The organism is Mesorhizobium sp. 2RAF45 (genome assembly GCF_052115225.1).
Lineage (GTDB): Bacteria > Pseudomonadota > Alphaproteobacteria > Rhizobiales > Rhizobiaceae > Mesorhizobium > Mesorhizobium jarvisii.
This window is the reverse complement of record NZ_JBFRGG010000010.1, coordinates 195,485-216,847: the sequence shown is the minus strand read 5'-3', so window position 1 is coordinate 216,847 and position 21,363 is coordinate 195,485. Positions and strand designations below refer to the sequence as shown.

Here is a 21,363-nt window from a genome sequence, read left to right as displayed (position 1 = left end):
AGAACCGCTCTATTCCGCGGCCAGGGCCAGTTGCGGCCGCTCGGTCGCCAACTCTGGTTCGGGCGCCTGGTCGCTGTTCACCGCCTTCTTCGGCTCGCGGCCGAAGAACAGCGCGTAACCTGCCGGCAGCACCAGGATGGTCAGCACGGTGGCAACCACGATGCCGCCCATCATGGCGTAGGCGAGCGGGCCCCAGAACACGGCGCGCGATATCGGGATCAGCGCCAGCACCGCCGTCATCGCCGTCAGCACGATCGGCCGGAAACGGCGCACAGCCGAGCCGATGATGGCCTCCGAGCGCTCCATGCCTCTGGCGATGTCCTGGTCGATCTGGTCGACCAGGATGATCGAGTTGCGCATGATGATGCCGAGCAGCGCGATCACGCCGAGGATGGCGACGAAGCCGAACGGCGCACCGCTGATCAAAAGCGCGGCAGCCGCACCAATGATGCCGAGCGGACCGGTGGCCAGCACCAGCATCGCCTTGCCGAAGTTCTGCAGCTGGATCATCAAGAGCACCACGATAATGGCCAGCATGATCGGCGCCTTGGCGGCGATCGAGGCCTGGCTTTCGGCCGAATCCTCGGCACCGCCCTGGATCTCGATCTTGTAGCCGGGCGCCAGGCCGTCGCGCAGGCCCTGCATGTCCTTGTACATCTTGGTGACGACATCGTTGGACTGCACGCCGTCGGGCAGCGTTGCCCTCACGCTGATGGTCGGCAGGCGGTCGCGGCGCCATTCGATCCCTTGCTCAAGCACCGGCACCACCTTGGCCACCTGCGACAACGGCACGAAGCCGCCGAAATCGGTCGGGATATACACCGAGTCGACCGAGGACAGCAGGCTGCGGCTGGCATCCGGCTCGCGGGCAACGATGGAGACCGTCTCCTCGCCGTCGCGGAAGTCGTCGAGCGGCGCACCGGCCATGGTCGCCTGCAGCATCTGGCGGATGCGTTGCGAGGTGACGCCTAGCGCCCGGGCGCGATCCTGGTCGATGACCAGCTTCATCGCCGGCACCGGCTCAAGCCAATCGTCATGCACCGCGGCCAGCAACGGATCCTCGCGGAATTTCGCCTTCACCTGGTCGGCGATGCGGCGCACCTCCTGGCGGTCGGGACCCATGACGCGCATCTGAACCGGCCAGCCGGTCGGCGGGCCGAGGAACAGGCGGTCGACCTTGGCGCGGATCGAGGGGAAATCCTCGGCCAGAACCGTTCGCAGCTTGACGATCAGCCGCTCGCGCGCCGGCTCGTCATTGGCCATCACCAGCATCTGGGCGAAGTTTGGGTTGCGCAGTTGCTGGTCGAGCGGCAGGAAGAAGCGCGGCGCGCCCTCGCCGATATAGGTGGCGATGAAGCGCTTGTCCTTGTCGTCCATCATCTTGGCTTCCAGCGCCTTGGCCTGCGCCTCGACCTCCTTGATGCTGGTGCCTTCCGGCAGCCAGAGGTCGACAAGGATTTCCGGCCGCGACGATTGCGGGAAGAAGTTCTGCGGGATGAACTGGAACGCCCACAGGCTGGTGCCGAAAGTCACCAGCGTCATGACGAGCACGATTATGCGGTGGCGCACCGCCCAGCCGACGGTCGAGCGCAGCTGGCGGTAGAAGCGCGTGTCGAAGACATCATGATGGCTGCCGGCATGCTTGCGCTGCTTGAGGATCATGTTGCCGAGCCACGGCGTGAAATAGACCGCGACGAACCACGACACGATCAACGCGATGCCGACGACATAGAACAGGGTGCGCACATATTCGCCGGCCGTGGAGGCGGCGAAGCCGACCGGGATGAAGCCGGCGGTGGTGATGAGCGTGCCGGTCAGCATCGGAAAGGCGGTCGATGTATAAGCGAAGCTCGCGGCCTCGATCTTGACCAGCCCCTCCTCCAGCTTGCGCTCCATCATCTCGACGACGATCATGGCGTCGTCTACGAGCAGTCCGAGCGCGATGATCAGGGCGCCCAGCGAGATGCGCTGCAGGTCGATGCCGAGCTCGTACATGATGGCGAAGGTGGCGGCCAGAACCAGCGGGATGGCGATGGCGATGACCAGCCCCGAACGCCAGCCGATCGACAGGAACGAGACGACAAGCACGATCAGCAGCGCCTCGCCGAGGGCATGCATGAATTCGGCCACCGCATCCGTGACGACGCCCGGCTGGTCGGAAATCTGGTCGACCGACACGCCATAGGGCAGCGCCTCCTCGAAGCGCTTGTAGGTCGCCTCGACGTCCTTGCCGACATCGGTGACCTTGAAACCCTTGGCCATGACGACGCCAAGCTGCACGCTGTCATGACCGTTGAAGCGGTATTTGCGCTGGAAGGGATCCTCGAGCCCGGAGGTCACGGTGGCGATATCGCCGAGACGGGTGACTTGCCCGCCGGCACGCAGGCGCAATTCCCTGATATCGGCGGCCTTGGTGACGTCGCCTTCGACGGTGATGCGCACCGAATTGACGCCGGTGTCGACGGCACCGGCCGGATCGACATTGTTCTGGCCCTTGATAGCGTTCTGCAGGTCGGGCAGCGTCAAGCCACGCTCGGCGAGTGCCTTGGACGAAACGTCGATATAGAGCTTTTCCGGCTGATCGCCAATGATGACGGCCTTCTCGACGCCAGGCGTGGTCAACAGCATGTCGCGCGCCTGGATGGCGAACTTCTTCAGCTCCGGATAGGAGAAGCCGTCACCGCTGATCGAATGCAGGGTGATGAAGGTGTCGCCGAACTCATCGTTGAAATAGGGACCGAGCAGGCCTTGCGGAAGGTCGCCGGAAATGTCGCCGACCTTCTTGCGCACCTGATAGAAGGCGTCCGCCACCTCGGCGGCGTTGGTGTCGCCCTTGATCTGCACGGTGATGATGGCACTGCCGGCACGGGTGAAGGAGCGCACGAAGTCGAGATGCGGTGTTTCCTGCAGCTTGCGCTCGATCTTGTTGACGACCTGGTCTTCCATCTCCTGGATCGAGGAGCCCGGCCAAATCGCCTGCACGACCATTACCCGGAAGGTGAAATCGGGGTCTTCCTTCTGGCCCATGCGCATCAGGCCGAGGGCTCCGGCGATGATGATCAGCCCGAACAGGAAGCGCGCGATGGAGGGATGGCCGATGGCCCAGCGCGACAGGTTGAAGGGCCGCTTTTCTTCAGTGGAGGTCGTCATCGTTGCAGGTCCACTTTGCTTGTTTGCCGGCGCCTGGCACTTCGAAGAAGCACGGCGCGCGAAACGAAATCATCTGCGTTCGATCTGGCTTCCGGGCGGCGAGGCTTTCCGAGCGGAGAGACACTCATCGCGGTGGGACGCTAGGTCGATGCGGGGGTACATCGGCCGTGACGTCTCAACCTTCGGGCGCACGCCGCCCGGAAACCTGCGGCCGCGAGAACGCGCGGCCGACCTATCTGTCCTCAGCGCAGCCGGCTGGCGTCGTCGCCCTCGGCGGACGCTGATTGCTGCGCCACGCCGCCGGCGAGCTTCACCCTGAGATTCTCGGTCATGAACTGCGTCCCCGCGGCGACCACGATATCGCCGGGCTTCAATCCCTCGGCCACACGCACGCCATCGGCGGCGAACTTGGCAACCGTCACCGGACGGGCATGAACGGTGTCGGCGCCACGATCAACGGTCCAGACGATCGACTGGCTGTCTTTCTCAGCCAAGGCGCTCAAGGGGATCGAAACCAGTTGCTTCTCGTTGGCGGCCGAGGCCTCGATATTGGCGGTCATGCCTAGAAGCACGCGGGGATCATTGGGCAGGCTGACACGGACGGCGAAGGTGCGCGACTGCGGGTCGGCGCTGCCGGCAACCTCGCGGACCTTGCCGTCGAGCGCCAGCGTGCTGTCGGACCAGAAGCCCGCCTTGACTGACTTGCCCGGCTTGAACTCGGCGATCTCCATTTCCGGCACCGCGATCAGCACTTCCTTTTCGCCGTCGACCGCGACAGTGACCACAGGCGTGCCGGAGCCGACCACCTGGCCGACATCGGCGTTGACAGCCGTGACGATGCCGTCCCTGTCGGCCCTGAGGTCGGTATAGCCGACCTGGTTCTTGGCCTGGTCAAGCGACGAACGGGCGGAGTCGCGCGTGGCGACCGCCTGGTCATGGGTCAGCGTCGCCTGTTCGAGCTGCGATTTCGGCGCGAAGTTTTTGGTGAATAGCTGCTCGGCGCGCTTGCGCGCTAGCTCCGTCGTCTCGACCTGCCGTTCGGCGGCATCAAGCGCTGCCTGCGCGCTTTTTACCGAAAGGTCGTAGTCGGTGGGATCGATACGGGCGAGCACATCGCCCGGCGCCACGTGCTGACCGATGTCGACAAGGCGCTCGGTGATCTTGCCGTTGACGCGGAAAGCCAGGGCGCTTTCGGTGCGGGCCCGCACGGAACCCGAATAGGAGAGCATGCGGGAGTCATGCACCTGGGCGATTTCGACGACCTTGACCGGGCGGATGATCTCCTTGACCTCGGCCTTCTCCTGGCTGCAGCCGGCAAGCCCAAGCGCCGCGACGAACAGGCCCGCGACCGGCAACCGGCGGATAATGGAATGGGACAAAGACACCTTGGCACTCCCGAACTGGAGATGAACTGTCGACCGGCGCCCGGCGGGCGGCGGCTATTTCTTCAAGGCCTTGATCGCATAGTCGATCAGGTCGTCGGGCATCGCCCGGTTGGTCTTGGCAAGGCACTGCGCCACCATCTGCGGATGGCAAAGGATGATCGTAGCGGCGCCGAAGCAGCGTGACGCGGTCACCGGGTCCTGCTCGGCGAACTCGCCGGTCTCGATACCCTCGCGTATCACCTCCGCGAAGAGATCGTGGATGCTGTCGATGTGCTTGTCGATGACGCCCCAGTCGCGCTCCAGCGCGACGATGACCATCTCATGGACCTTCTGCGCATCGAGCATGGTCTCCAGCGTCATCTTGTATTGCGCATGGATGTAGCGACGAAGCCGCTCCTCGGCACCAATCGGCAGGCGCATGATCTCGTAGGCCATCTTGTAGCTGGCCCCGAGCATCCGGCCGCACACCGCCTGGTGGATTTCAACCTTGGAGGCAAAGAAACGGTAGATGTTGGCCGGCGACATGCCGAGCTCGCGGGCAATGTCGGCAACATTGGTCTTGCCGTAGCCGTAGTGCCGGAACAGGCGCTCGGCGCAGTCGAGAATGCGCGTCACATTCTCCTGTCTGGCGGCATCGACCATGATGTTGGCGGCTTCGGACATAGCTCTTTCGTTTGACAAGTGACGAATTTCAATTTTCGTCATTCGTAAATTGAAGAAGATGGGATGTCAACGCGAAATCGACGTACGCGTACAAGATAGTGACAGATGGTGACATCCAACAGACGTCACCAAGCGGCCCAAGGATGCGGGCAACTCAAAATATTTTTGAAGAAGCCGCCGGCGCTTCAGGCGAGTTTGGCCATTTCCCGCAGCCGGAATTTCTGGATCTTGCCGGTCGAGGTCTTTGGAATCTCGGCGAAAATCACCGCTTTCGGCACTTTGAAGCGGGCAAGCAGCGAACGGCAGTGCTCGATGATCTCGGCCTCGGTCGCCGTCTTGCCGGGCTTCAGCTCGACATAGGCAACCGGTACTTCGCCCCATTTGTCGTCATGGCGCGCCACAACGCCGCAGGAGGCGACGGACGGGTGCTTGTAGAGCGCATCCTCGACCTCGATCGAGGAAATGTTCTCGCCACCCGAAATGATGATGTCCTTGGAACGATCCTTGAGCTGGATGTAGCCATCGGGATGCATTACGCCGAGATCGCCGGAATGGAACCAGCCACCGGCGAAGGCTTCGTTGCTCGCCTTGCGGTTCTTGAGATAGCCCTTCATGACGATATTGCCGCGGAACATGACCTCGCCGATGGTTTCGCCGTCGGCCGGCGTCGCCTGCATCGTCTCGGGATCCATGACGGTCAGGCCTTCGAGCGCGGCATAGCGCACGCCCTGCCTTGCCTTCTTGGCGCTGCGCTCGCCCTTGGCAAGATCGTCCCATTCGCCGTGCCATTCGTTGACCACGGCCGGGCCATAGGTCTCAGTCAGGCCATAGAGATGGGTGACGGCAAAACCGGCATCGGCCATGCCCGACAGCACGGCTTCCGGCGGCGGCGCGGCCGCGGTGTTGAAGGTCACCGTCTGCGCGAACGTGCGCTTATCCTCATCCTTGGCATTGATCAGCACCGACATGACGACCGGCGCGCCGCAGAGATGGGTGACGCCGTTATCGGCGATAGCATCGTAGATCGGCTTCGGCCGCACCCAGCGAAGGCAGACATGGGTGCCGGCCTGGACGGCCAGCGTCCATGGAAAGCACCAGCCATTGCAGTGGAACATCGGCAGCGTCCAGAGATAGACGGCGTGCTTGGCCATGCCGGCATGGATGGTGTTGGTGTAGGCCATCAGGGCGGCGCCGCGATGGTGATAGACGACGCCCTTCGGATTGCCCGTCGTGCCCGAGGTGTAGTTGAGCGAGATGGCGTCCCATTCATCGTCGGGCATCGACCAGGCGAAATCCTCATCGCCGCCGGCGACAAAATCCTCATAGTCGAGCGCGCCAATCCGCTCACCCTTCGGATAGGGGGCGTCGGCGGCGTAGTCGGGATCGTCATAGTCAATGACCAGCGGCTTGACCTTGGCCAGATCGAGCGCCTGCCGGACGACGCCGGAGAATTCGCGGTCGACGATCAGCACCTTGGTCTCGGCATGGTCGAGCTGGAATGCGATGACCGCGGCGTCGAGGCGGGTGTTGAGCGAATGCAGCACCGCCTTGGTCATCGGCACGCCGAAATGCGTCTCCAGCATTGGCGGCGTGTTGGACAGCATCACGGTGACCGTGTCGCCCTTGCCGATGCCGTGCTTTTGCAGCGCCGAGGCGAGCTTCAGCGAGCGGCGCCAGAAATCGCGGTAGCTGATGCGCTGGCGGCCGTGGATGATGGCTATGTGGTCGGGATACGTCCTTGCCGCGCGCTCCAGATAGGTGAGCGGCGTCAGCGGCTGGTGGTTGGCCGCGTTCCTGTCGAGATCCTGTTCGTAAGGATTGCCCATCCCGTCCTCCCCAAAAGTCCTTTTCGAGCTTTCTAACCTTAGGGCTCTCGTCAAGCCATCCCCCTGAATGGCCGAAAATGCTATGCTGTCCTGGCTTTGTAGAACGACCATCCCGGATGCGTTTTGTTTCGAGGCGATCGCACTCACGCATGCCAATTTGACTTTTGTCGAGAGCCGCGACTAATGTCAGCCGAGGAGGCGGCATGGCGATCCGACCGGCAGAACAACTCATTCACAAAGCCGCCTGGCTCTACTATGCGCATGGCCTGCGGCAGGACCAGGTTGCAAGCCAGCTTAACATTTCGCGTGCTTCGGTGGCCATGTATCTGCGCAAGGCGCGCGAGACCGGCATCGTCAACATCTCGACCTCGACCCAGTTGTTCACCGACGACGTGATGGCGCGCAGGCTCGAGGACGCCTTGAAACTCGACGCGGTCTGGATCGCGCCGGAGAACGGCCATATCCCGGACCCGTCGACTGATATCGCCGTGCTGGCGGCGAGCGTCTTTCTCGAACTGGTCAAGAAGGGCGACCGCATCGGCGTCGCCTGGGGCCGCACCGTCTATACGATCGCCGACATCATGTCCTATGCCGACCTGCAGGATGTCACGGTGGTGCAGCTCTGCGGCAATCTCGGCGCGCCCTACTCCTATCGGCCCGACCAGTGCACCATGGAGATCGCGCGGCGCCTCAACGCCAAGGGGCTTAATTTCTATGCGCCGCTGGTGCTGTCGACGGAAGAGCTGGCGCGTGCGCTGCGCGCCGAGCCGGTGATCCGCGAACAACTGGCCGGCATCAGCGATTGCAACCTCGCGCTTTTCTCCGTCGGCACCGTCGATGCAGACAGCCACGTCGTCAAATGCGGCGCGCTCAACCCGGACGAAATGGCCGCGCTGCGCGGTATCGGCGCCGCCGGCGTGATCGCCGGACAGATCATCGACGCCAAGGGCGAGGCGCTCGACTGCAGCTATAACCGCCGGGTCATTTCGGCTGACCTCGCCTCGCTGCGCGCCATCGAAAAACGCCTGATGGTGGTGCAGGAGGACAGCAAGTTCGAGCCATTGCTGGCGGCGCTCGCCGGCGGGCTTTGCACGCATCTAGTGGTCGGCGCGCATATGGCGCAGCGGCTGCTCGATCATGCCGGAGCGGCACCACAAAACGCATCCTGAAAAAGCAACCCTTCGCCGGCGCATTGTCATCAAGGCGTCGCGGCATTCCTGTTTCACCACCCAAGACAGCAACTGGACGAAGCGAACATGAAGAATTTGTGGAACGACGACACGGCCGAGAAACTCGTCGCTGACTATGCGAAAAAGGGTGTCGGCCGCGACCTCGCGCTGCGCGTCTACACGACGCGGCTGCTGGGCGGCGTGCCACAGCTGGTCCTGCATGGCGGCGGCAATACGTCCTGCAAGATCAAGGCGACCGATCTCGTCGGCGATGAATGGGATGTGCTGTGCGTCAAGGGCAGCGGCTGGGATATGGCCGTCATCGAGCCGCAGGGCCTGCCGGCGGTCAAGATGCGCGCCCTGCTCAAGGCGCGCGCGCTGGACAAGCTCGCCGATGAGGACATGGTGGCGCTGCAGCGGGCGAACCTCATCGACCCCTCCTCGCCCAACCCCTCGGTCGAGACGCTGCTGCATGCCTTCCTGCCGCACAAATTCGTCGATCACACCCATTCGACCGCCATCCTGGCTATCGTCGACCAGGAAGATTCGAAGCCGTTGGTGAAGACGGTGTTCGGCAGCAAGATGGGCTATGTGCCCTACATCATGCCGGGCTTCGACCTCGCCAAGGCGGCGGCCGACGTCTTCGATGCCGACCCGACGGTGGAAGGACTGATCCTCGACAAGCACGGCATCTTCACCTTCGGCGACGATGCCAAACAGGCCTATGACCGGATGATCCACTATGTGAACGTCGCCGAGGAGTACGTCGCTGAGAATGCTAAGCCGAAGGCTGCCAAAGCAGCGTTGCCGGCAAAGCTCGCGACCCCGGCTTCCATTGCCCCGATGCTGCGCGGCGCCGTTGCGGTGGCGCGCGGCGAAGGCCGCTTCGATCGCATGATCTCCGACTTCCGCACCTCCGACGCGATCGTCGATTTCATCAATTCGGCCGCCATCGCCGACTATGCCGGACGCGGCGTGTCGACACCGGATCTGTCGATCCGCATCAAGACCGGACCGATGGCGGTGCCCGCGCCAGACGCCGACAAGGTTGGCGACTACAAGGGCGTCATCAAGAGCCATGTTGACGCTTTCGCCAAGGAGTACCGCGCCTATTTCGAGACCAATGACGCACTCGACGACGTCAAGCGCACCATGCTCGACCCGATGCCGCGGCTGACGCTGGTGCCGGGGCTCGGCATGTTCGGCCACGGCCGCACGCTGAAGGATGCCAGGATCGCCTCCGATGTCGGCGAGATGTGGATCGAGGCGGTGCGCGGCGCCGAAGCCGTCGGCCGTTTCCATCCGCTGTCCAAGGCCGATTTGTTCCCGCTCGAATACTGGTCGCTCGAACAGGCCAAGCTTGCCTCCAACAAGCCGAAGCCGCTGACCGGCCAGGTGGTGCTGATCACCGGCGGCGCCGGCGCGATCGGGGCTGCGACGGCAAAATTGTTCGCCGACAATGGTGCCCATGCGGTCGTCGTCGATCTCGATGCCGAAAAGGCCGCTGAAGCCGCCAAGAAAGCCGGCAACAATTCGATCGGTGTAGGCGCCGACATCACCGACCCGGTCCAGGTGCGGGCCGCTTTCGACAAAGCGGTCGCAGTCTTCGGCGGCGTCGACATCCTGGTCTCCAATGCGGGCGCGGCCTGGGAAGGCCGGATCGGCGAGCTCGACGATGCGCTGCTGCGCAAGAGTTTCGAACTCAATTTCTTCGCCCATCAGTCGGTGGCGCAGAACGCCGTGCGCATCATGCTCGAACAGGGCACCGGCGGTGTGCTTCTGTTCAACACCTCCAAGCAGGCGGTCAATCCCGGTCCGAAATTCGGCGCCTATGGCGTGCCGAAGGCGGCGACATTGTTCCTGTCCCGGCAATATGCGCTCGACTACGGCACCCATGGCATCCGCTCGAACGCCGTCAACGCCGACCGTATTCGCTCCGGCCTTTTGACCGACGCCATGATCGCCAGCCGCTCCGGCGCGCGCGGAGTGTCGGAGAAGGAATACATGTCCGGCAACCTGCTTGGCCAGGAAGTGACGGCGCAGGATGTGGCGCAGGCCTTCCTGCATCACGCGCTTGCCGAACGCACCACCGCCGACGTGACGACGGTCGACGGCGGCAACATCGCGGCGGCGCTGCGATAGGCTTTCCAGCAGACAACAAAAAGGGCGGCTCGCAGGCCGCCCTTTTCATATGCGCTATGACGCCACCTACTTCGCGTTCGGGTTCGGCATCCAGGCCGGCATGGCGACATCGGCATGGGCGAACTGCGGCAGCTTGGCCGACAGGTCTTCCATGTTCTTGATGTCCTTGTCGATCAGTTCCTTCTGGGTGATCAGCGTCGGCGGCACGATGACGTTGTGGCCGGGATCTTCACCGGCGAGCAGTTGCGCCAGAGCGCGCACCGAGACCTGGCCGACGACGGCCGGGTTGGTCGCCGCGGTCGCCGCCCAGGCGCTATCGGGCTCGCGCATCGCCGATATATCCGATGTCGAGATGTCGGCCGAATAGATCTTGATGCCCTTGTTCAGGCCGGCCTCGTCGACGGCGATCTTCACGCCCTTGGCGAATTCATCATAGGGGGCGAACATCACCTTGATGTCGGGATGGGCCGACAGCACCGAGCGCGCCTGGTTGGCGACGGAGTTGGCGATCGGGTTGTCGAGCGTGCCGAACATCGCGACTTCCTTGATGCCTGCATATTTCTTCTTCACGTCGACCCAGGTCTCGTTGCGGCGGTCGAGCGGCGCGATACCGGCGACGTAGACATAGCCGGCATTCCAGCTATCACCATTGTCCTTCACCGCCTGCTCGAGCGCGAGACGGGCAAGGTCTTTATCCGATTGTTCGATCTGCGGGATCTTGGGGTTTTCGACATTGACATCGAATGCCACCACCTTGATGCCGGCGTCGACCGCGCGCTGGGCCGCATCCTTCATCGATTCCGTCAGGCCGTGCTGAATGATGATACCCTGCACGCCAAGCGCGATGGCCTGGTCGACCATATCGGACTGAAGGGCGGCATCCTGGCGGCTGTCGAGCACGCGCAGGTCGATGCCAAGCGCCTTGGACTGCGCCTCGACGCCCGAGAGATAGGCCTGGAAGAAGTCGCCGGTCGAGAGATAGCGCACCAGCGCGATCTTGACGCCGGGCTTGTCGAACGGCGCCGGCTTGTCCGCGGCAAAAGCCGGGACCTGCATCAGCATGGTTGCGCCGGCCAGCCCGAGCGCCACCTTCCCCAGAAGTCTTCTCGTGATGTTCACCTTGTTTCCTCCACTCTTGTTGAACCCAAAATCCTGTCCGGTCGAGACTACCCCCTGCCCCTGCCCGAAAGGGCAAAGGTGAAGACAAGGGCGACGACCAGAACCACGCCCTTGACAAAATCCTGCGTGTAGTAAGGCGCGTTCATCATCGTCAGGCCTTGCAGCAGGATGCCGACGAACAGCGCGCCGACGGCCGTGCCGAAGGCGTTCGGCTTGGCGGCACCGAGCACCGCGTAGCCGATCAGCGCCGCGGCAACCGCATCGAGCAGCAGATTATTACCCGAGGCGATGTCGCCGCGTCCAAGCCGGGCGGCGAGCAAAATGCCGCCGATCGAGGCAAAAACTCCTGAAATAACGTAGGCCCAGATCTTGTATGCCTTGACAGGCGCACCGGCGAGTTCGGCGGCACGCTCGTTGGAGCCGACCGCGTACATCATGCGGCCGAACCGGGTGTATTCGAGGAAGAACCAGATCAGCAGGGCCAGCACCAGCAGCACCACCACCGACACCGGAATGAGGTTCGGGATGAAGAAGTCGAAGCGGTGGCGGCCGAGCGCCAGGAAAGCGTCGCCGAACTTGCCATTGGCGACCGAACCGTCTGGCATGGTCATGCCGGTGGCGATCGAGCGGCCTTCGGTCGGGATGCGCTGCAGGCCGACCAGCAGGAACATCATGCCGAGCGTCGCCAAAAGATCGGGCACGCGCATATAGACGATCAGCCAGCCGTTGATCAGCCCGACAATAGCACCGATGAGCAGGCAGACAACGACCGCCACGACGGCGTTCTGCTCCAACACCACCATGACATAGGCAGCCGCCATCATGGCCGATGTGGCGACCGAGCCGATCGACAGGTCGAAGCCGCCGACGACCAGCGTGGCGGTGACGCCGAGCGCCAGCACGCCGGTGATGGCGACCGACTGGAAGATGAAGACGGCACTTTGCGGCGAGACAAACCCATCGGCGGCGATCGCGAAATAGGCGACGAGCCCGAACAACAGGACGATAAACCCATAGCGTATGGCGTGGTCGCGCAGCGTCATTCAGCGCACCCGCGCGACGCAGCCATTCCTATCCAACTCGGACGCATAGTCTCTCCATTCCAATTCTAGCCGCTGCCACGCTCAGGCGGCGCTGTGCAGCGGCCCGCCGGCAACCTCGGCCAGCAGGCGATCGAGATCGACTTCGGCGTTGCGGTGTTCGCCGACGATTGTGTGTTCCGACATCACCAGGATGCGGTCGGCCGTCTCCAGCGCCTCGTCGAGTTCGGTGACGAACAAGAGCGTCGCGCGGCCATTGGCGCTTGCTCTCAGCTTGGCGGCAATGTCGCGCCTGGCCGAGATGTCGACGCCCTGAAAGGGCTCGTCGAGGATGAACAGCGCGGCATTCTGCGCCATCCAGCGGGCAACCATGACCTTCTGCTGGTTGCCGCCTGACAATGCCGACATTTCGTCTTTCTCGGAACGGCAGACGATGCTGAGTTCCTCGATCTGCCGGCGCGCGGTGGCGCGTTCGAGGCGGCGCTTGAGCACGCCAAGAGTCGACATGCGCTTGAGGAAAGGCAGGCTGACATTGCGCTCGATGTTGAAGCCGCTGACGATGCCGCTGGTGGCGCGATCCTTGGCGACGAGGAACACGCCGGCGGCGATCGCATCGCCGGCCGATCGCGGCGCATAGGGCTTGCCGTTCATCGTCATGGTGCCGGTCAGCGGCTTGCGCACGCCGAACAGCGTCTCGGCAAGTGCTGTCTTGCCGACGCCGACGAGGCCGGTGATGGCGACGACCTCGCCATCGCCAAGCGTCAGCGAAATCGGCCTGGCGCCTAGCCCGATGCGCAGGCCTTCGACCGTCAGGACCGGCTTGGCCGAACTCCTGGCAACGATCTGGTCGAGATGGATCTTGCGGCCGAGCATGGCATTGACCGCGCCTTCATAGTCGAGCGGTTTGGTGTCGAAGGCACCTGAAATGACGCCGTCGCGCATCGAGACGATGCGGTCGGCAAGCCGCCTGATGTCCGACATGCGGTGTGAGATGTAGAGGATCGCCACGCCTTGCTCGCGCAGCCTGTCGACCAGCGCGAACAGCCGGTCGGCCTCGGCGCTGGAGAGCGAGGAGGTCGGCTCGTCAAGGATCAGCACTTTCGGCTGATGCGCCAAGGCCCGCGCGATCGCCACCATCTGGCGATCGGCCAGCGAAAGGTCGTTGACGCGGGCCTTGAGATCGATAGCCAACCCCATGCGGTCGGCGACGGCCTTGGCCTCGCGGCGCACGCGGGCCGGATTGAACAGCGTCGGCACGCCCTTGCCGCTCAGCCTGTCGAGTGTGAGGTTTGTGGCGACGTCGAGGTCGGCGACCACACCGTCATTGATGTTCTGGTGCACGGTGACAACACCGGCGCGGATCGCCTCCGCCGGCGTGTTCGGCGCAAAATCCTGGTCCGCGAGGGTCATCGTGCCGCCGCCGCGTTCGTAGACGCCGCTGATGATCTTGACGAGGGTGGATTTGCCGGCGCCATTGGCGCCCATCAGCACGGTGACTTGGCCGGAATGCAGCTCGAGCGAGATGCCGCCAAGCACCTCGTTACGGCCAAAGGATTTCCTCAGTCCCTCTACACGGAACACGGCATTGCCGACCATGCGTTCCTCCCTGACCATGACGCTATGGGCTACATCGGCAATTGTCAACACGATTGACAATTGCCAGATCGCTTCCTAGCTTGGCCCCGCCGTCAAGGCTCCCTTATGATCGGAGCGCACAGGCGGGAGGGACACGAATGACCGGAAAATCGCCGTTCGAAGCACTGTCGGTGGAGACGCTTGCAACGCGCCTCGGCACGAACGAGGCGCTGTGCGCCAAGATCGGCAGGGACACGACACAGTGGAAGGTCCGCGAGGTCGGCGACGGCAATCTCAACCTCGTCTTCATCGTCGAGGGCGCCGGCGGCGCGGCGGTGGTCAAGCAGGCCCTGCCCTATGTCCGCCTGGTCGGCGACAGCTGGCCGCTGCCGCTGAAGCGCTCCTTCTTCGAGTATCACGCGCTGACAAGGCAAGAGGCGCGCGCGCCGGGCTCGGTGCCGGCGATCTATCATTTCGATGAAGGCCAGGCGCTGATCATCATGGAGTATCTGGCGCCGCCACACATCATTCTCAGGCGCGCCCTGATCGACGGGCGCCAGTTGCCCAACATCGCCAGGGATATCGGCCTGTTCATGGCCCGTACGCTGTTTCGCGGTTCCGACCTGTCGATGGTGACCAAGGATCGCAAGGCCGATCTCGCGCTGTTCGCCGACAATGTCGAGCTCTGCGACATCACCGAGAACCTGGTGTTTTCCGATCCCTATTTCGACGCCAAGATGAACCGCCATACGTCGCCGCAGCTCGACGGCATCGTCGCCGAACTGCGCGCTGATCGCGACCTCAAGGTCGAGGCGCAGCGGCTGAAGCACATTTTCGCCGCCAATGCCGAGACATTGCTGCATGGCGACCTGCATTCCGGCTCGATCATGGTCACCGACACGGAGACCCGGATGATCGATCCGGAGTTCGCCTTCTACGGACCGATGGCCTTCGATGTCGGCATGCTGCTCGCCAATTTCTGGATGTCGTTCTTCTCGCAACACGGACATGAGGAGAAGGGCAAGCGCGATGCGATGCGCGCCTATCTGCTTGGGGTCACCGCAGAGACATGGGCGGTGTTCCGCGCCGAATTCTCGCATCTGTGGCGCAGCGAGCGCACCGGCATGCTCTACCAAAAAAGCCTGTTCGAGGATCAGGGCGACAGGCTGGGTGCCGAACAGGCGCTCGACCATATGCTGCACCAGATCTGGACCGATCTGCTCGGCTTTGCCGGCATCGAGGTGCACAGGCGCATCCTCGGCCTCGCCCACAATGCCGATTTCGAGACCATTGCCGATGAAGAGCTTCGCGCCAGTTGCGAGGCAAAGGCGCTGAAATTCGGCCGTCACATCGCCGTCAACCGGCGCCAGATACACAGCATCGACGAGGTCAACACCCTGGCCGCGCTGATCGAACAGGAGAGCAGCATTTGAACGTCGGCGACCGCCACTACCGCACCATCTGGCTGAGCGACGACGGCCGTTCGGTCGAGATCATCGACCAGCGCTGGCTGCCACATGATTTCCGCATCGAGACGATCGGCACGGTTGCCGGAATCGCCACCGCCATCCGCGACATGTGGGTGCGCGGCGCGCCGCTGATCGGCGTCACCGCGGCTTACGGCGTCGCCATGCAGATGGCGGATGATCCGTCCGACGCAGCGCTCGATGCCGTGTGGGAGACGCTGCACGAGACGCGTCCGACGGCGATCAATCTGCGCTGGGCGCTGGACGAGATGCGGCGCTTCCTCAAGCCGCTGCCAACGCAACAACGCGCCGCGGCCGCCTATCGGCGCGCCGCCGAGATCGCCGACGAGGATGTCGGACTGAACCGCGCCATCGGCGAGAACGGTCTCGCCATCATCAAGGCGATCGCGGCGCGCAAGCAGCCGGGCGAAACGGTCAATATCCTGACCCACTGCAATGCCGGCTGGCTGGCGACCGTCGATTACGGCACTGCCACCGCGCCGATCTATCTGGCAACGGAAGCCGGCATCCCGGTCCACGTCTATGTCGATGAGACCCGGCCGCGCAACCAAGGCGCCCAGCTCACCGCCTGGGAGATGGCCGGCCACGGCGTTCCGCACACGCTGATCGTCGACAATGCCGGCGGCCATCTGATGCAGCGCGGCGCGATCGACATGGTCATCGTCGGCACCGACCGCACCACCGCCGACGGCGATGTCTGCAACAAGATCGGCACCTATCTGAAAGCGCTCGCCGCCGCCGACAATGACGTGCCGTTCTATGTCGCGCTGCCCTCGCCGACCATCGACTGGACGGTGCATGACGGGCTCGAGGAGATCCCTATCGAGCAGCGCTCGGCCGACGAGGTCTCGCTGGTCTGGGGCAAGACCGCCAGCGGCGAGATCGCCCAGGTACGCATCTCGCCCGAAGCGACGCCGGCCGCCAACCCGGCCTTCGACGTGACCCCTGCACGGCTAGTGACCGGGCTCATCACCGAGCGCGGCATCGCCAAGGCCTCGCGCGAGGGCCTGAAGGCAATGTTCCCCGAACGGGCATAGCGCCGAAACCGGCTAGTACAACGGCTTGCTCATGTGCCCCGGCGTCGGCCATGTGTCGGTGATGCCGGGCTGCACCGGACGCTCGAGATAGGTCGACAGCACCACATAGCTGCGCGTCGAGGTGACGCCGGGCGTTTCGTAGAGGCGAGCAAGCAGGCCTTCCAGCGCCCTCGTATCTTCCGTGCGGACCTTCAACAGCATGCAGGTATCGCCGGCGACGGTGTGGATCTCCTCGACTTCCGGATATTGCGAAACCGCCATCAGCTCCGGGGTCTTGCCCCAGCCCCTGGTGTCGATATGCACGAAGGCGAGCAGCGGCTTCTTCACCGCTTTGGGGTCGATGATCGCTGCCGTGCCGCGAATGGCGCCGCTGCGCCGAAGGCGTTTGACCCGTTCATGCGCGGCTGGCGGCGAAAGCCCGACCCGATCGCCGAGTTCGGCATAGCTGACCGTCGCGTCGTCGACGAGAACACCTAATATTTTTCGGTCAATCGCATCGATATCGCGGGGCGCAGGCCTGTTCTGCAGAACGCCATCTGTTTCTTCATCCATGTCGACAATCCTGATTGCCACGGAATTTAATACGGCCATTATGAGGATATGTCGAACAGCAATCAAGCCACAGTCCTGGCAGCAGACGCCAGGCCGCCGATCCCAGCCCTCGCCTATCTGTTGACCGGCTGCATCGCCGTGATCGGATCGAATTCGCTAGTGCTGGGGCCCATAGCTCCGGCGGTGGCCTTGTCCTTCGAAAGCAGCGTCCCGACCGTCATGGTCGCGGCGGCTGCTTTTGACCTCGGAACCTCGGCGAGCGCCCTGTTCCTTGCCCGCTACATCGACCGGCTCGGCGCCCGCCGGATGCTGCAAGGAGCGTTGCTGTTGCTGGCCATTGCCCTCGTTGCCAGCGCGGCAGCACCGACGGTGATGATGCTTGTCGCGGCGCAACTCATCGCCGGCATCGCCGCCGGCGTCGCCATGCCGGCGATCTATGCGAGTTCAGCGGCGATCGCGCCGCCGGGCCGCGAAAGCGGCACCATCGGCGTCGTGCTGACCGGATGGACGCTCAGCATGGTGGCCGGCGTCTCGCTCTCGGCCGTGCTTGCCGATCTCGTGCATTGGCGCGCCGTCTTCGCCGCCGTCGCGGTGCTGGCAATGCTGGCGCTGGCCAGCCTCACCATGACGTCGCTGAGCGACATCAGGAAGAGCGGCCCGGCACCGACGCCGCTGGCGGCACTCAGCATTCCCGGCATTGTGCCACTTCTCATCGCCTGCGCGGCCTTCATGACCGCGTTCTATGGCGTCTATGGCTATCTCGGCGACCACCTGCACAGCGGACTGGGCAAATCGGTGAGCGCCAATGGCTGGGCCGCGCTCGCCTACGGCATCGGCTTCGGCACGGCTGCCCTCCTCGACGGCGTGATCGATCGCCTGGGCGCCCGTCGCGTCATGCCGTTCGCCTATCTTCTTGTCGCCGCCGTCTATGTCGCCATTGCCGCGACGAGCGACAGTTTCGGCCTGACGCTGGCCATGGTGGCTATCTGGGGGCTTGCCAATCATTTCGGGCTGAATGTCCTGGTGATGCGCCTCTCGGCGCTCGACCCCTCGCGGCGCGGCACGATCATGGGCCTGAACAGCGCGGTGACCTATCTGGCGGTCTTCATCGGTACCACCGGCTTCGGGCCGATCTATTCCAACTTCGGCTTTGCCGTCTGCGCGATGGTTGCGGCGCTGCTGATGCTGGTTGCCGTAGCGGCGGCTGCGTGGCGCACGCGATAGAGCGGTTCTTTTTGCGGAATTGTTCCAGTTGACAGAACGTGATTGGCCACCGGCCCGTCGTTCGGTTGACAGCGGCACCCCTGCCCTTCCATACAAGCCCGTTAATGTTCTCAGGGCGGGGTGAAAATCCCCACCGGCGGTAATGGTTTCGGCCAAGCCCGCGAGCGCTTTCCGAAAAGAAATCGGAAAGGTCAGCAGATCCGGTGTGATTCCGGAGCCGACGGTTACAGTCCGGATGAAAGAGAACGAAACGGAAAACGGACCGCTCCGGCGGGACGAATTCCGTATCGTGCGTCCTGATTCTGGTTCGAAACGGAAGGATGGACCCATGAATCAGCATTCCCACAAAGACTATGAAACTGTTCGCATCGCCGTCATCCGCGCGCGCTGGCACGCCGACATCGTCGATCAGTGCGTCAACGCCTTCGTGGCGGAACTGGCCGACATCGGAGGCGATCGCTTCGCCGTCGATGTCTTCGACGTGCCTGGCGCCTACGAAATCCCGCTGCATGCCAAGACCCTGGCGCAGACCGGCCGCTATGCCGCGATCCTCGGCACGGCCTTCGTCGTCAATGGCGGCATCTACCGGCATGAATTCGTCGCCAGCGCCGTCATCGACGGCATGATGAACGCGCAGCTATCAACCGGCGTTCCGGTGCTTTCGGCGGTGCTGACGCCGCACAATTATCACGACAGCGCCGAGCACCATCGCTTCTTCTTCGAGCACTTCACCGTCAAGGGCAAGGAAGCGGCCAGGGCCTGCGTGGAAATTCTCGCCGCGCGGGAAAAGATCGCGGCATGAAATCTTCCCGGCCGGGTGGAAATCGCGATAACACCCGGTAGTATTTGCGAAATACCGAGTTCGGGGAGGATGCCGGTGCAGACCAAGAAGATCATCAATGACGGCAATCGCGCCGTCGACGAAATGCTTGAAGGGATCCTCGCCGCGCATCCTCGCCACCTCAGGAGCGCTGACGGCAGTCCGCGCTCGATCATCGCCCGCGACGGGCCGCGGCCCGGCAAGGTCGGGCTGGTGATCGGCGGCGGCTCGGGCCATGAGCCGACCTTTCTCGGCTTTGTCGGCAAGGGATTGGCGGATGCGGCGGCCATCGGCAACGTCTTTGCCTCGCCGCCGCCCGATCCGATCCTCGAATGCGCCAAGGCAGTCAGCGGCGGCGCCGGCGTCTTGTTCATGTACGGCAACTATGCCGGCGACGTGATGAATTTCGACATGGCGGCCGAGATGGCAGCGATGGATGACATCGAGGCGCGCACCGTCCTGACCACCGACGACGTCGCCTCGGCGCCGCGCGACCAGCGGCAGAAGCGCCGTGGCGTCGCTGGCAATTTCTTCATCTTCAAGGCGGCCGGTGCGGCCTGCGACCGGATGCTCTCCCTGGACGAGGTGGAGCGCATCGCCCGCAAGGCCAACGACCACACCTTCACCATGGGCGTGGCGCTGTCGGCCTGCTCGCTGCCGCAGACAAGGCGGCCGAATTTCGAGATCGGCGCGGACGAAATGGAGATCGGCATGGGCATCCATGGCGAACCCGGCATCGCCCGCGGCAAGCTCGGGACCGCCGACGCGATCACCGACGAGATGCTGGACAAGATTTTCGCCGAGATGGCGCCCAAGCGCGGCGACAAGGTTGCTGTGCTGGTCAATTCGCTCGGCTCGACGCCACTGATGGAGCTCTACATCATGAACCGGCGGGTCAAGCAGCGGCTCGACGATATCGGTGTTTCCACCCACGCGACCTGGGTCGGCAATTACTGCACGTCACTGGAAATGGCCGGCGCCTCGGTAACGCTTTTTCATCTCGACGAGGAATTGCAGACCATGCTCGATCACCCCTGCGACTGCGCCATGTTCCGTGCCGGCTGACGAAAGAGCAAAACCGTGACCATCGACACCGCTGACCTGAAAAGAATGTTCGATACGATCGCGGTGGCGATCGAGGCCGACAAGGACCGGCTCTGCCAGCTCGACGGCGTCATTGGCGACGCCGATCACGGCATCGCCATGGCGCTCGGCTTCAACGCTGTGCGCGATGCGCTGGCCTCGCTCGACCTTGCGGCGACCGAGCCGACGGCGCTGCTCAACACGGCGGCGAAATCATTCCTCAATGCCGTCGGCGCTTCCTCGGGCCCGCTGTATGCGACGGCCTTCATGCGCGGCGGCGCCGCCGTCAAGGGCAAGGCGACGCTGGCGGACGCGGACTTCATCGCCCTGTTCCAGGCCATGGCACAGGGCATCAAGGATCGCGGCAAGGCCGAACCGGGCGAAAAGACGATGGTCGATGCCTGGCAACCGGCGGCCGAAGCGGCCGCCGCGGCCAGTGCAGCCGGCAAGACCTTGGCTCAGTGTCTCGAGGCGGCCCTGGCAGCCGCCGAGCGTGGGGCGGAAGCAACCAAGGACATGATCGCCGCCAAGGGCCGCTCCTCGCGGCTCGGCGAGCGATCGCTCGGGCATATCGACCCCGGCGGGGCATCGGCCGTCACCGTGATCGGCGCGATACGCAAGAGCCTGAGCTAACGTTTCGCCGCCGCGTCGAGCCTGTTGATCGCCTGGACGTTGCCGGCCGAGGGCCCTTGTTCGTCGAACTCGGAGGCCAGCCACGTATCGACGATCGCCTTGGCCAGTTCCGGGCCGATGACGCGGGCGCCCATGGTGATGATCTGCGCGTTGTTGGATTTCGCCGCGCGCTCGGCCGAATAGGTGTCGTGGGTGAGCGCGGCGCGGATGCCCGGCACCTTGTTGGCCGAGATCGAGACACCGATGCCGGTGCCGCAGAACAGGATGCCGCGATCGTTCTCGCCGTCGATGATGGTCTGGGCGAGTTTTTGCGACAGGTCGGCATAATAGCCGGCCTGGCTGAGATCGCTGACAGTCAGGCCGGATTTGGTGGCAAGGTGCGCGGCGATGACATCGAGCAGCGGCTTGCCGGCGCTGTCGGCTCCAATGGCTATTTTCATGTTTTTCCCTTTCGTGTC

Annotated in this window: 17 protein-coding genes and 1 riboswitch; of the genes, 8 read left to right on the top strand and 9 right to left on the bottom strand. The window is 63.8% G+C overall.

Annotated elements, in window-relative coordinates:
* Positions 1–9: 9 nt before the first annotated feature.
* From AB4Z43_RS23915 to AB4Z43_RS23900, 4 genes are all read right to left on the bottom strand, one after another.
* Positions 10–3,150 carry an efflux RND transporter permease subunit gene (locus AB4Z43_RS23915; RefSeq protein ID WP_441939088.1) on the bottom strand — a complete coding sequence of 1,047 codons (3,141 nt, stop codon included), beginning with the start codon at positions 3,148–3,150 and terminating at the stop codon, positions 10–12.
* A 242-nt stretch (positions 3,151–3,392) separates the two neighbouring features.
* Positions 3,393–4,535, bottom strand: a complete 1,143-nt coding sequence (locus tag AB4Z43_RS23910; RefSeq protein ID WP_441939087.1) for an efflux RND transporter periplasmic adaptor subunit — start codon at positions 4,533–4,535, stop codon at positions 3,393–3,395.
* Between the two features lie 54 nt (positions 4,536–4,589).
* Positions 4,590–5,198: a TetR family transcriptional regulator gene (locus AB4Z43_RS23905; protein WP_019856847.1), complete on the bottom strand. Its 609-nt coding sequence runs from the start codon at positions 5,196–5,198 to the stop codon at positions 4,590–4,592.
* A gap of 185 nt (positions 5,199–5,383) precedes the next feature.
* Positions 5,384–7,024, bottom strand: coding sequence for an acyl-CoA synthetase (locus AB4Z43_RS23900; RefSeq protein WP_441939086.1), 1,641 nt, complete (start codon positions 7,022–7,024; stop codon positions 5,384–5,386).
* Positions 7,025–7,227: 203 nt separating this feature from the next.
* Here AB4Z43_RS23900 and AB4Z43_RS23895 point away from each other — a divergent pair, with 203 nt between their 5' ends.
* Complete coding sequence (locus AB4Z43_RS23895; protein ID WP_019856845.1) at positions 7,228–8,193, top strand: sugar-binding transcriptional regulator; 966 nt, start codon at positions 7,228–7,230, stop codon at positions 8,191–8,193.
* Between the two features lie 87 nt (positions 8,194–8,280).
* Positions 8,281–10,335, top strand: a complete 2,055-nt coding sequence (locus tag AB4Z43_RS23890) for a bifunctional aldolase/short-chain dehydrogenase (protein WP_064983230.1) — start codon at positions 8,281–8,283, stop codon at positions 10,333–10,335.
* A 66-nt stretch (positions 10,336–10,401) separates the two neighbouring features.
* Here the strand turns inward: AB4Z43_RS23890 and AB4Z43_RS23885 are convergent, their stop codons facing one another.
* The 3 genes from AB4Z43_RS23885 to AB4Z43_RS23875 form a co-directional block, all read right to left on the bottom strand.
* A complete protein-coding gene (locus AB4Z43_RS23885; protein ID WP_027046591.1) occupies positions 10,402–11,454 on the bottom strand; it encodes a substrate-binding domain-containing protein in 1,053 nt (350 codons plus the stop codon).
* 47 nt (positions 11,455–11,501) lie between these two features.
* On the bottom strand, positions 11,502–12,497 hold the full coding sequence (locus AB4Z43_RS23880) for an ABC transporter permease (protein WP_019856842.1): 996 nt from the start codon (positions 12,495–12,497) through the stop codon (positions 11,502–11,504).
* A gap of 81 nt (positions 12,498–12,578) precedes the next feature.
* Entirely contained in the window at positions 12,579–14,090 is a 1,512-nt protein-coding gene (locus AB4Z43_RS23875) for a sugar ABC transporter ATP-binding protein (protein ID WP_027046590.1), read from the bottom strand.
* Between the two features lie 137 nt (positions 14,091–14,227).
* Here AB4Z43_RS23875 and mtnK point away from each other — a divergent pair, with 137 nt between their 5' ends.
* Together mtnK and mtnA are read left to right on the top strand one after the other, a co-directional pair.
* Positions 14,228–15,502, top strand: coding sequence for an S-methyl-5-thioribose kinase (mtnK, locus tag AB4Z43_RS23870; protein ID WP_441939085.1), 1,275 nt, complete (start codon positions 14,228–14,230; stop codon positions 15,500–15,502).
* Positions 15,499–16,593 carry an S-methyl-5-thioribose-1-phosphate isomerase gene (gene mtnA, locus AB4Z43_RS23865; protein ID WP_038645256.1) on the top strand — a complete coding sequence of 365 codons (1,095 nt, stop codon included), beginning with the start codon at positions 15,499–15,501 and terminating at the stop codon, positions 16,591–16,593. Before mtnK ends, mtnA begins: the two co-directional genes overlap by 4 nt.
* A gap of 12 nt (positions 16,594–16,605) precedes the next feature.
* Here the strand turns inward: mtnA and AB4Z43_RS23860 are convergent, their stop codons facing one another.
* Positions 16,606–17,145 carry an Lrp/AsnC family transcriptional regulator gene (locus tag AB4Z43_RS23860; protein WP_027046589.1) on the bottom strand — a complete coding sequence of 180 codons (540 nt, stop codon included), beginning with the start codon at positions 17,143–17,145 and terminating at the stop codon, positions 16,606–16,608.
* Between the two features lie 48 nt (positions 17,146–17,193).
* Here AB4Z43_RS23860 and AB4Z43_RS23855 point away from each other — a divergent pair, with 48 nt between their 5' ends.
* The 4 genes from AB4Z43_RS23855 to dhaL all read left to right on the top strand — a co-directional run bounded on the left by AB4Z43_RS23855 (position 17,194) and on the right by dhaL (position 20,905).
* Positions 17,194–18,369 (top strand): MFS transporter, encoded by a 1,176-nt coding sequence (locus AB4Z43_RS23855; RefSeq protein ID WP_441939084.1) that lies wholly within the window; start codon positions 17,194–17,196, stop codon positions 18,367–18,369.
* A gap of 102 nt (positions 18,370–18,471) precedes the next feature.
* A riboswitch (FMN riboswitch) is annotated at positions 18,472–18,620 on the top strand.
* 77 nt (positions 18,621–18,697) lie between these two features.
* On the top strand, positions 18,698–19,171 hold the full coding sequence (locus tag AB4Z43_RS23850; RefSeq protein WP_027046588.1) for a 6,7-dimethyl-8-ribityllumazine synthase: 474 nt from the start codon (positions 18,698–18,700) through the stop codon (positions 19,169–19,171).
* Between the two features lie 69 nt (positions 19,172–19,240).
* Positions 19,241–20,254, top strand: a complete 1,014-nt coding sequence (locus AB4Z43_RS23845) for a dihydroxyacetone kinase subunit DhaK (protein ID WP_171880401.1) — start codon at positions 19,241–19,243, stop codon at positions 20,252–20,254.
* A 15-nt stretch (positions 20,255–20,269) separates the two neighbouring features.
* The gene (dhaL, locus tag AB4Z43_RS23840) at positions 20,270–20,905 is read left to right on the top strand and encodes a dihydroxyacetone kinase subunit DhaL (protein ID WP_064983238.1); all 636 of its coding nucleotides are present in this window, start codon (positions 20,270–20,272) and stop codon (positions 20,903–20,905) included.
* Here dhaL and derI read toward each other — a convergent pair.
* Positions 20,902–21,345: a D-erythrulose-4-phosphate isomerase gene (derI, locus tag AB4Z43_RS23835; protein ID WP_019856833.1), complete on the bottom strand. Its 444-nt coding sequence runs from the start codon at positions 21,343–21,345 to the stop codon at positions 20,902–20,904. The two genes, dhaL and derI, sit on opposite strands and share 4 nt — an antisense overlap.
* Positions 21,346–21,363 lie beyond the last annotated feature (18 nt).

Bases quoted from the DNA above. Each gene is read 5' to 3' on its own strand.
- AB4Z43_RS23845 (WP_171880401.1), top strand. From the start codon at position 19,241: ATGCCGGTGCAGACCAAGAAGATCATCAATGACGGCAATCGCGCCGTC.
- AB4Z43_RS23880 (WP_019856842.1), bottom strand. From the start codon at position 12,497: ATGACGCTGCGCGACCACGCCATACGCTATGGGTTTATCGTCCTGTTG.
- mtnK (WP_441939085.1), top strand. From the start codon at position 14,228: ATGACCGGAAAATCGCCGTTCGAAGCACTGTCGGTGGAGACGCTTGCA.
- AB4Z43_RS23850 (WP_027046588.1), top strand. From the start codon at position 18,698: ATGAATCAGCATTCCCACAAAGACTATGAAACTGTTCGCATCGCCGTC.
- derI (WP_019856833.1), bottom strand. From the start codon at position 21,345: ATGAAAATAGCCATTGGAGCCGACAGCGCCGGCAAGCCGCTGCTCGAT.
- AB4Z43_RS23860 (WP_027046589.1), bottom strand. From the start codon at position 17,145: ATGGATGAAGAAACAGATGGCGTTCTGCAGAACAGGCCTGCGCCCCGC.
- AB4Z43_RS23890 (WP_064983230.1), top strand. From the start codon at position 8,281: ATGAAGAATTTGTGGAACGACGACACGGCCGAGAAACTCGTCGCTGAC.
- AB4Z43_RS23905 (WP_019856847.1), bottom strand. From the start codon at position 5,198: ATGTCCGAAGCCGCCAACATCATGGTCGATGCCGCCAGACAGGAGAAT.
- AB4Z43_RS23915 (WP_441939088.1), bottom strand. From the start codon at position 3,150: ATGACGACCTCCACTGAAGAAAAGCGGCCCTTCAACCTGTCGCGCTGG.
- AB4Z43_RS23855 (WP_441939084.1), top strand. From the start codon at position 17,194: ATGTCGAACAGCAATCAAGCCACAGTCCTGGCAGCAGACGCCAGGCCG.
- AB4Z43_RS23875 (WP_027046590.1), bottom strand. From the start codon at position 14,090: ATGGTCGGCAATGCCGTGTTCCGTGTAGAGGGACTGAGGAAATCCTTT.
- AB4Z43_RS23900 (WP_441939086.1), bottom strand. From the start codon at position 7,024: ATGGGCAATCCTTACGAACAGGATCTCGACAGGAACGCGGCCAACCAC.
- AB4Z43_RS23895 (WP_019856845.1), top strand. From the start codon at position 7,228: ATGGCGATCCGACCGGCAGAACAACTCATTCACAAAGCCGCCTGGCTC.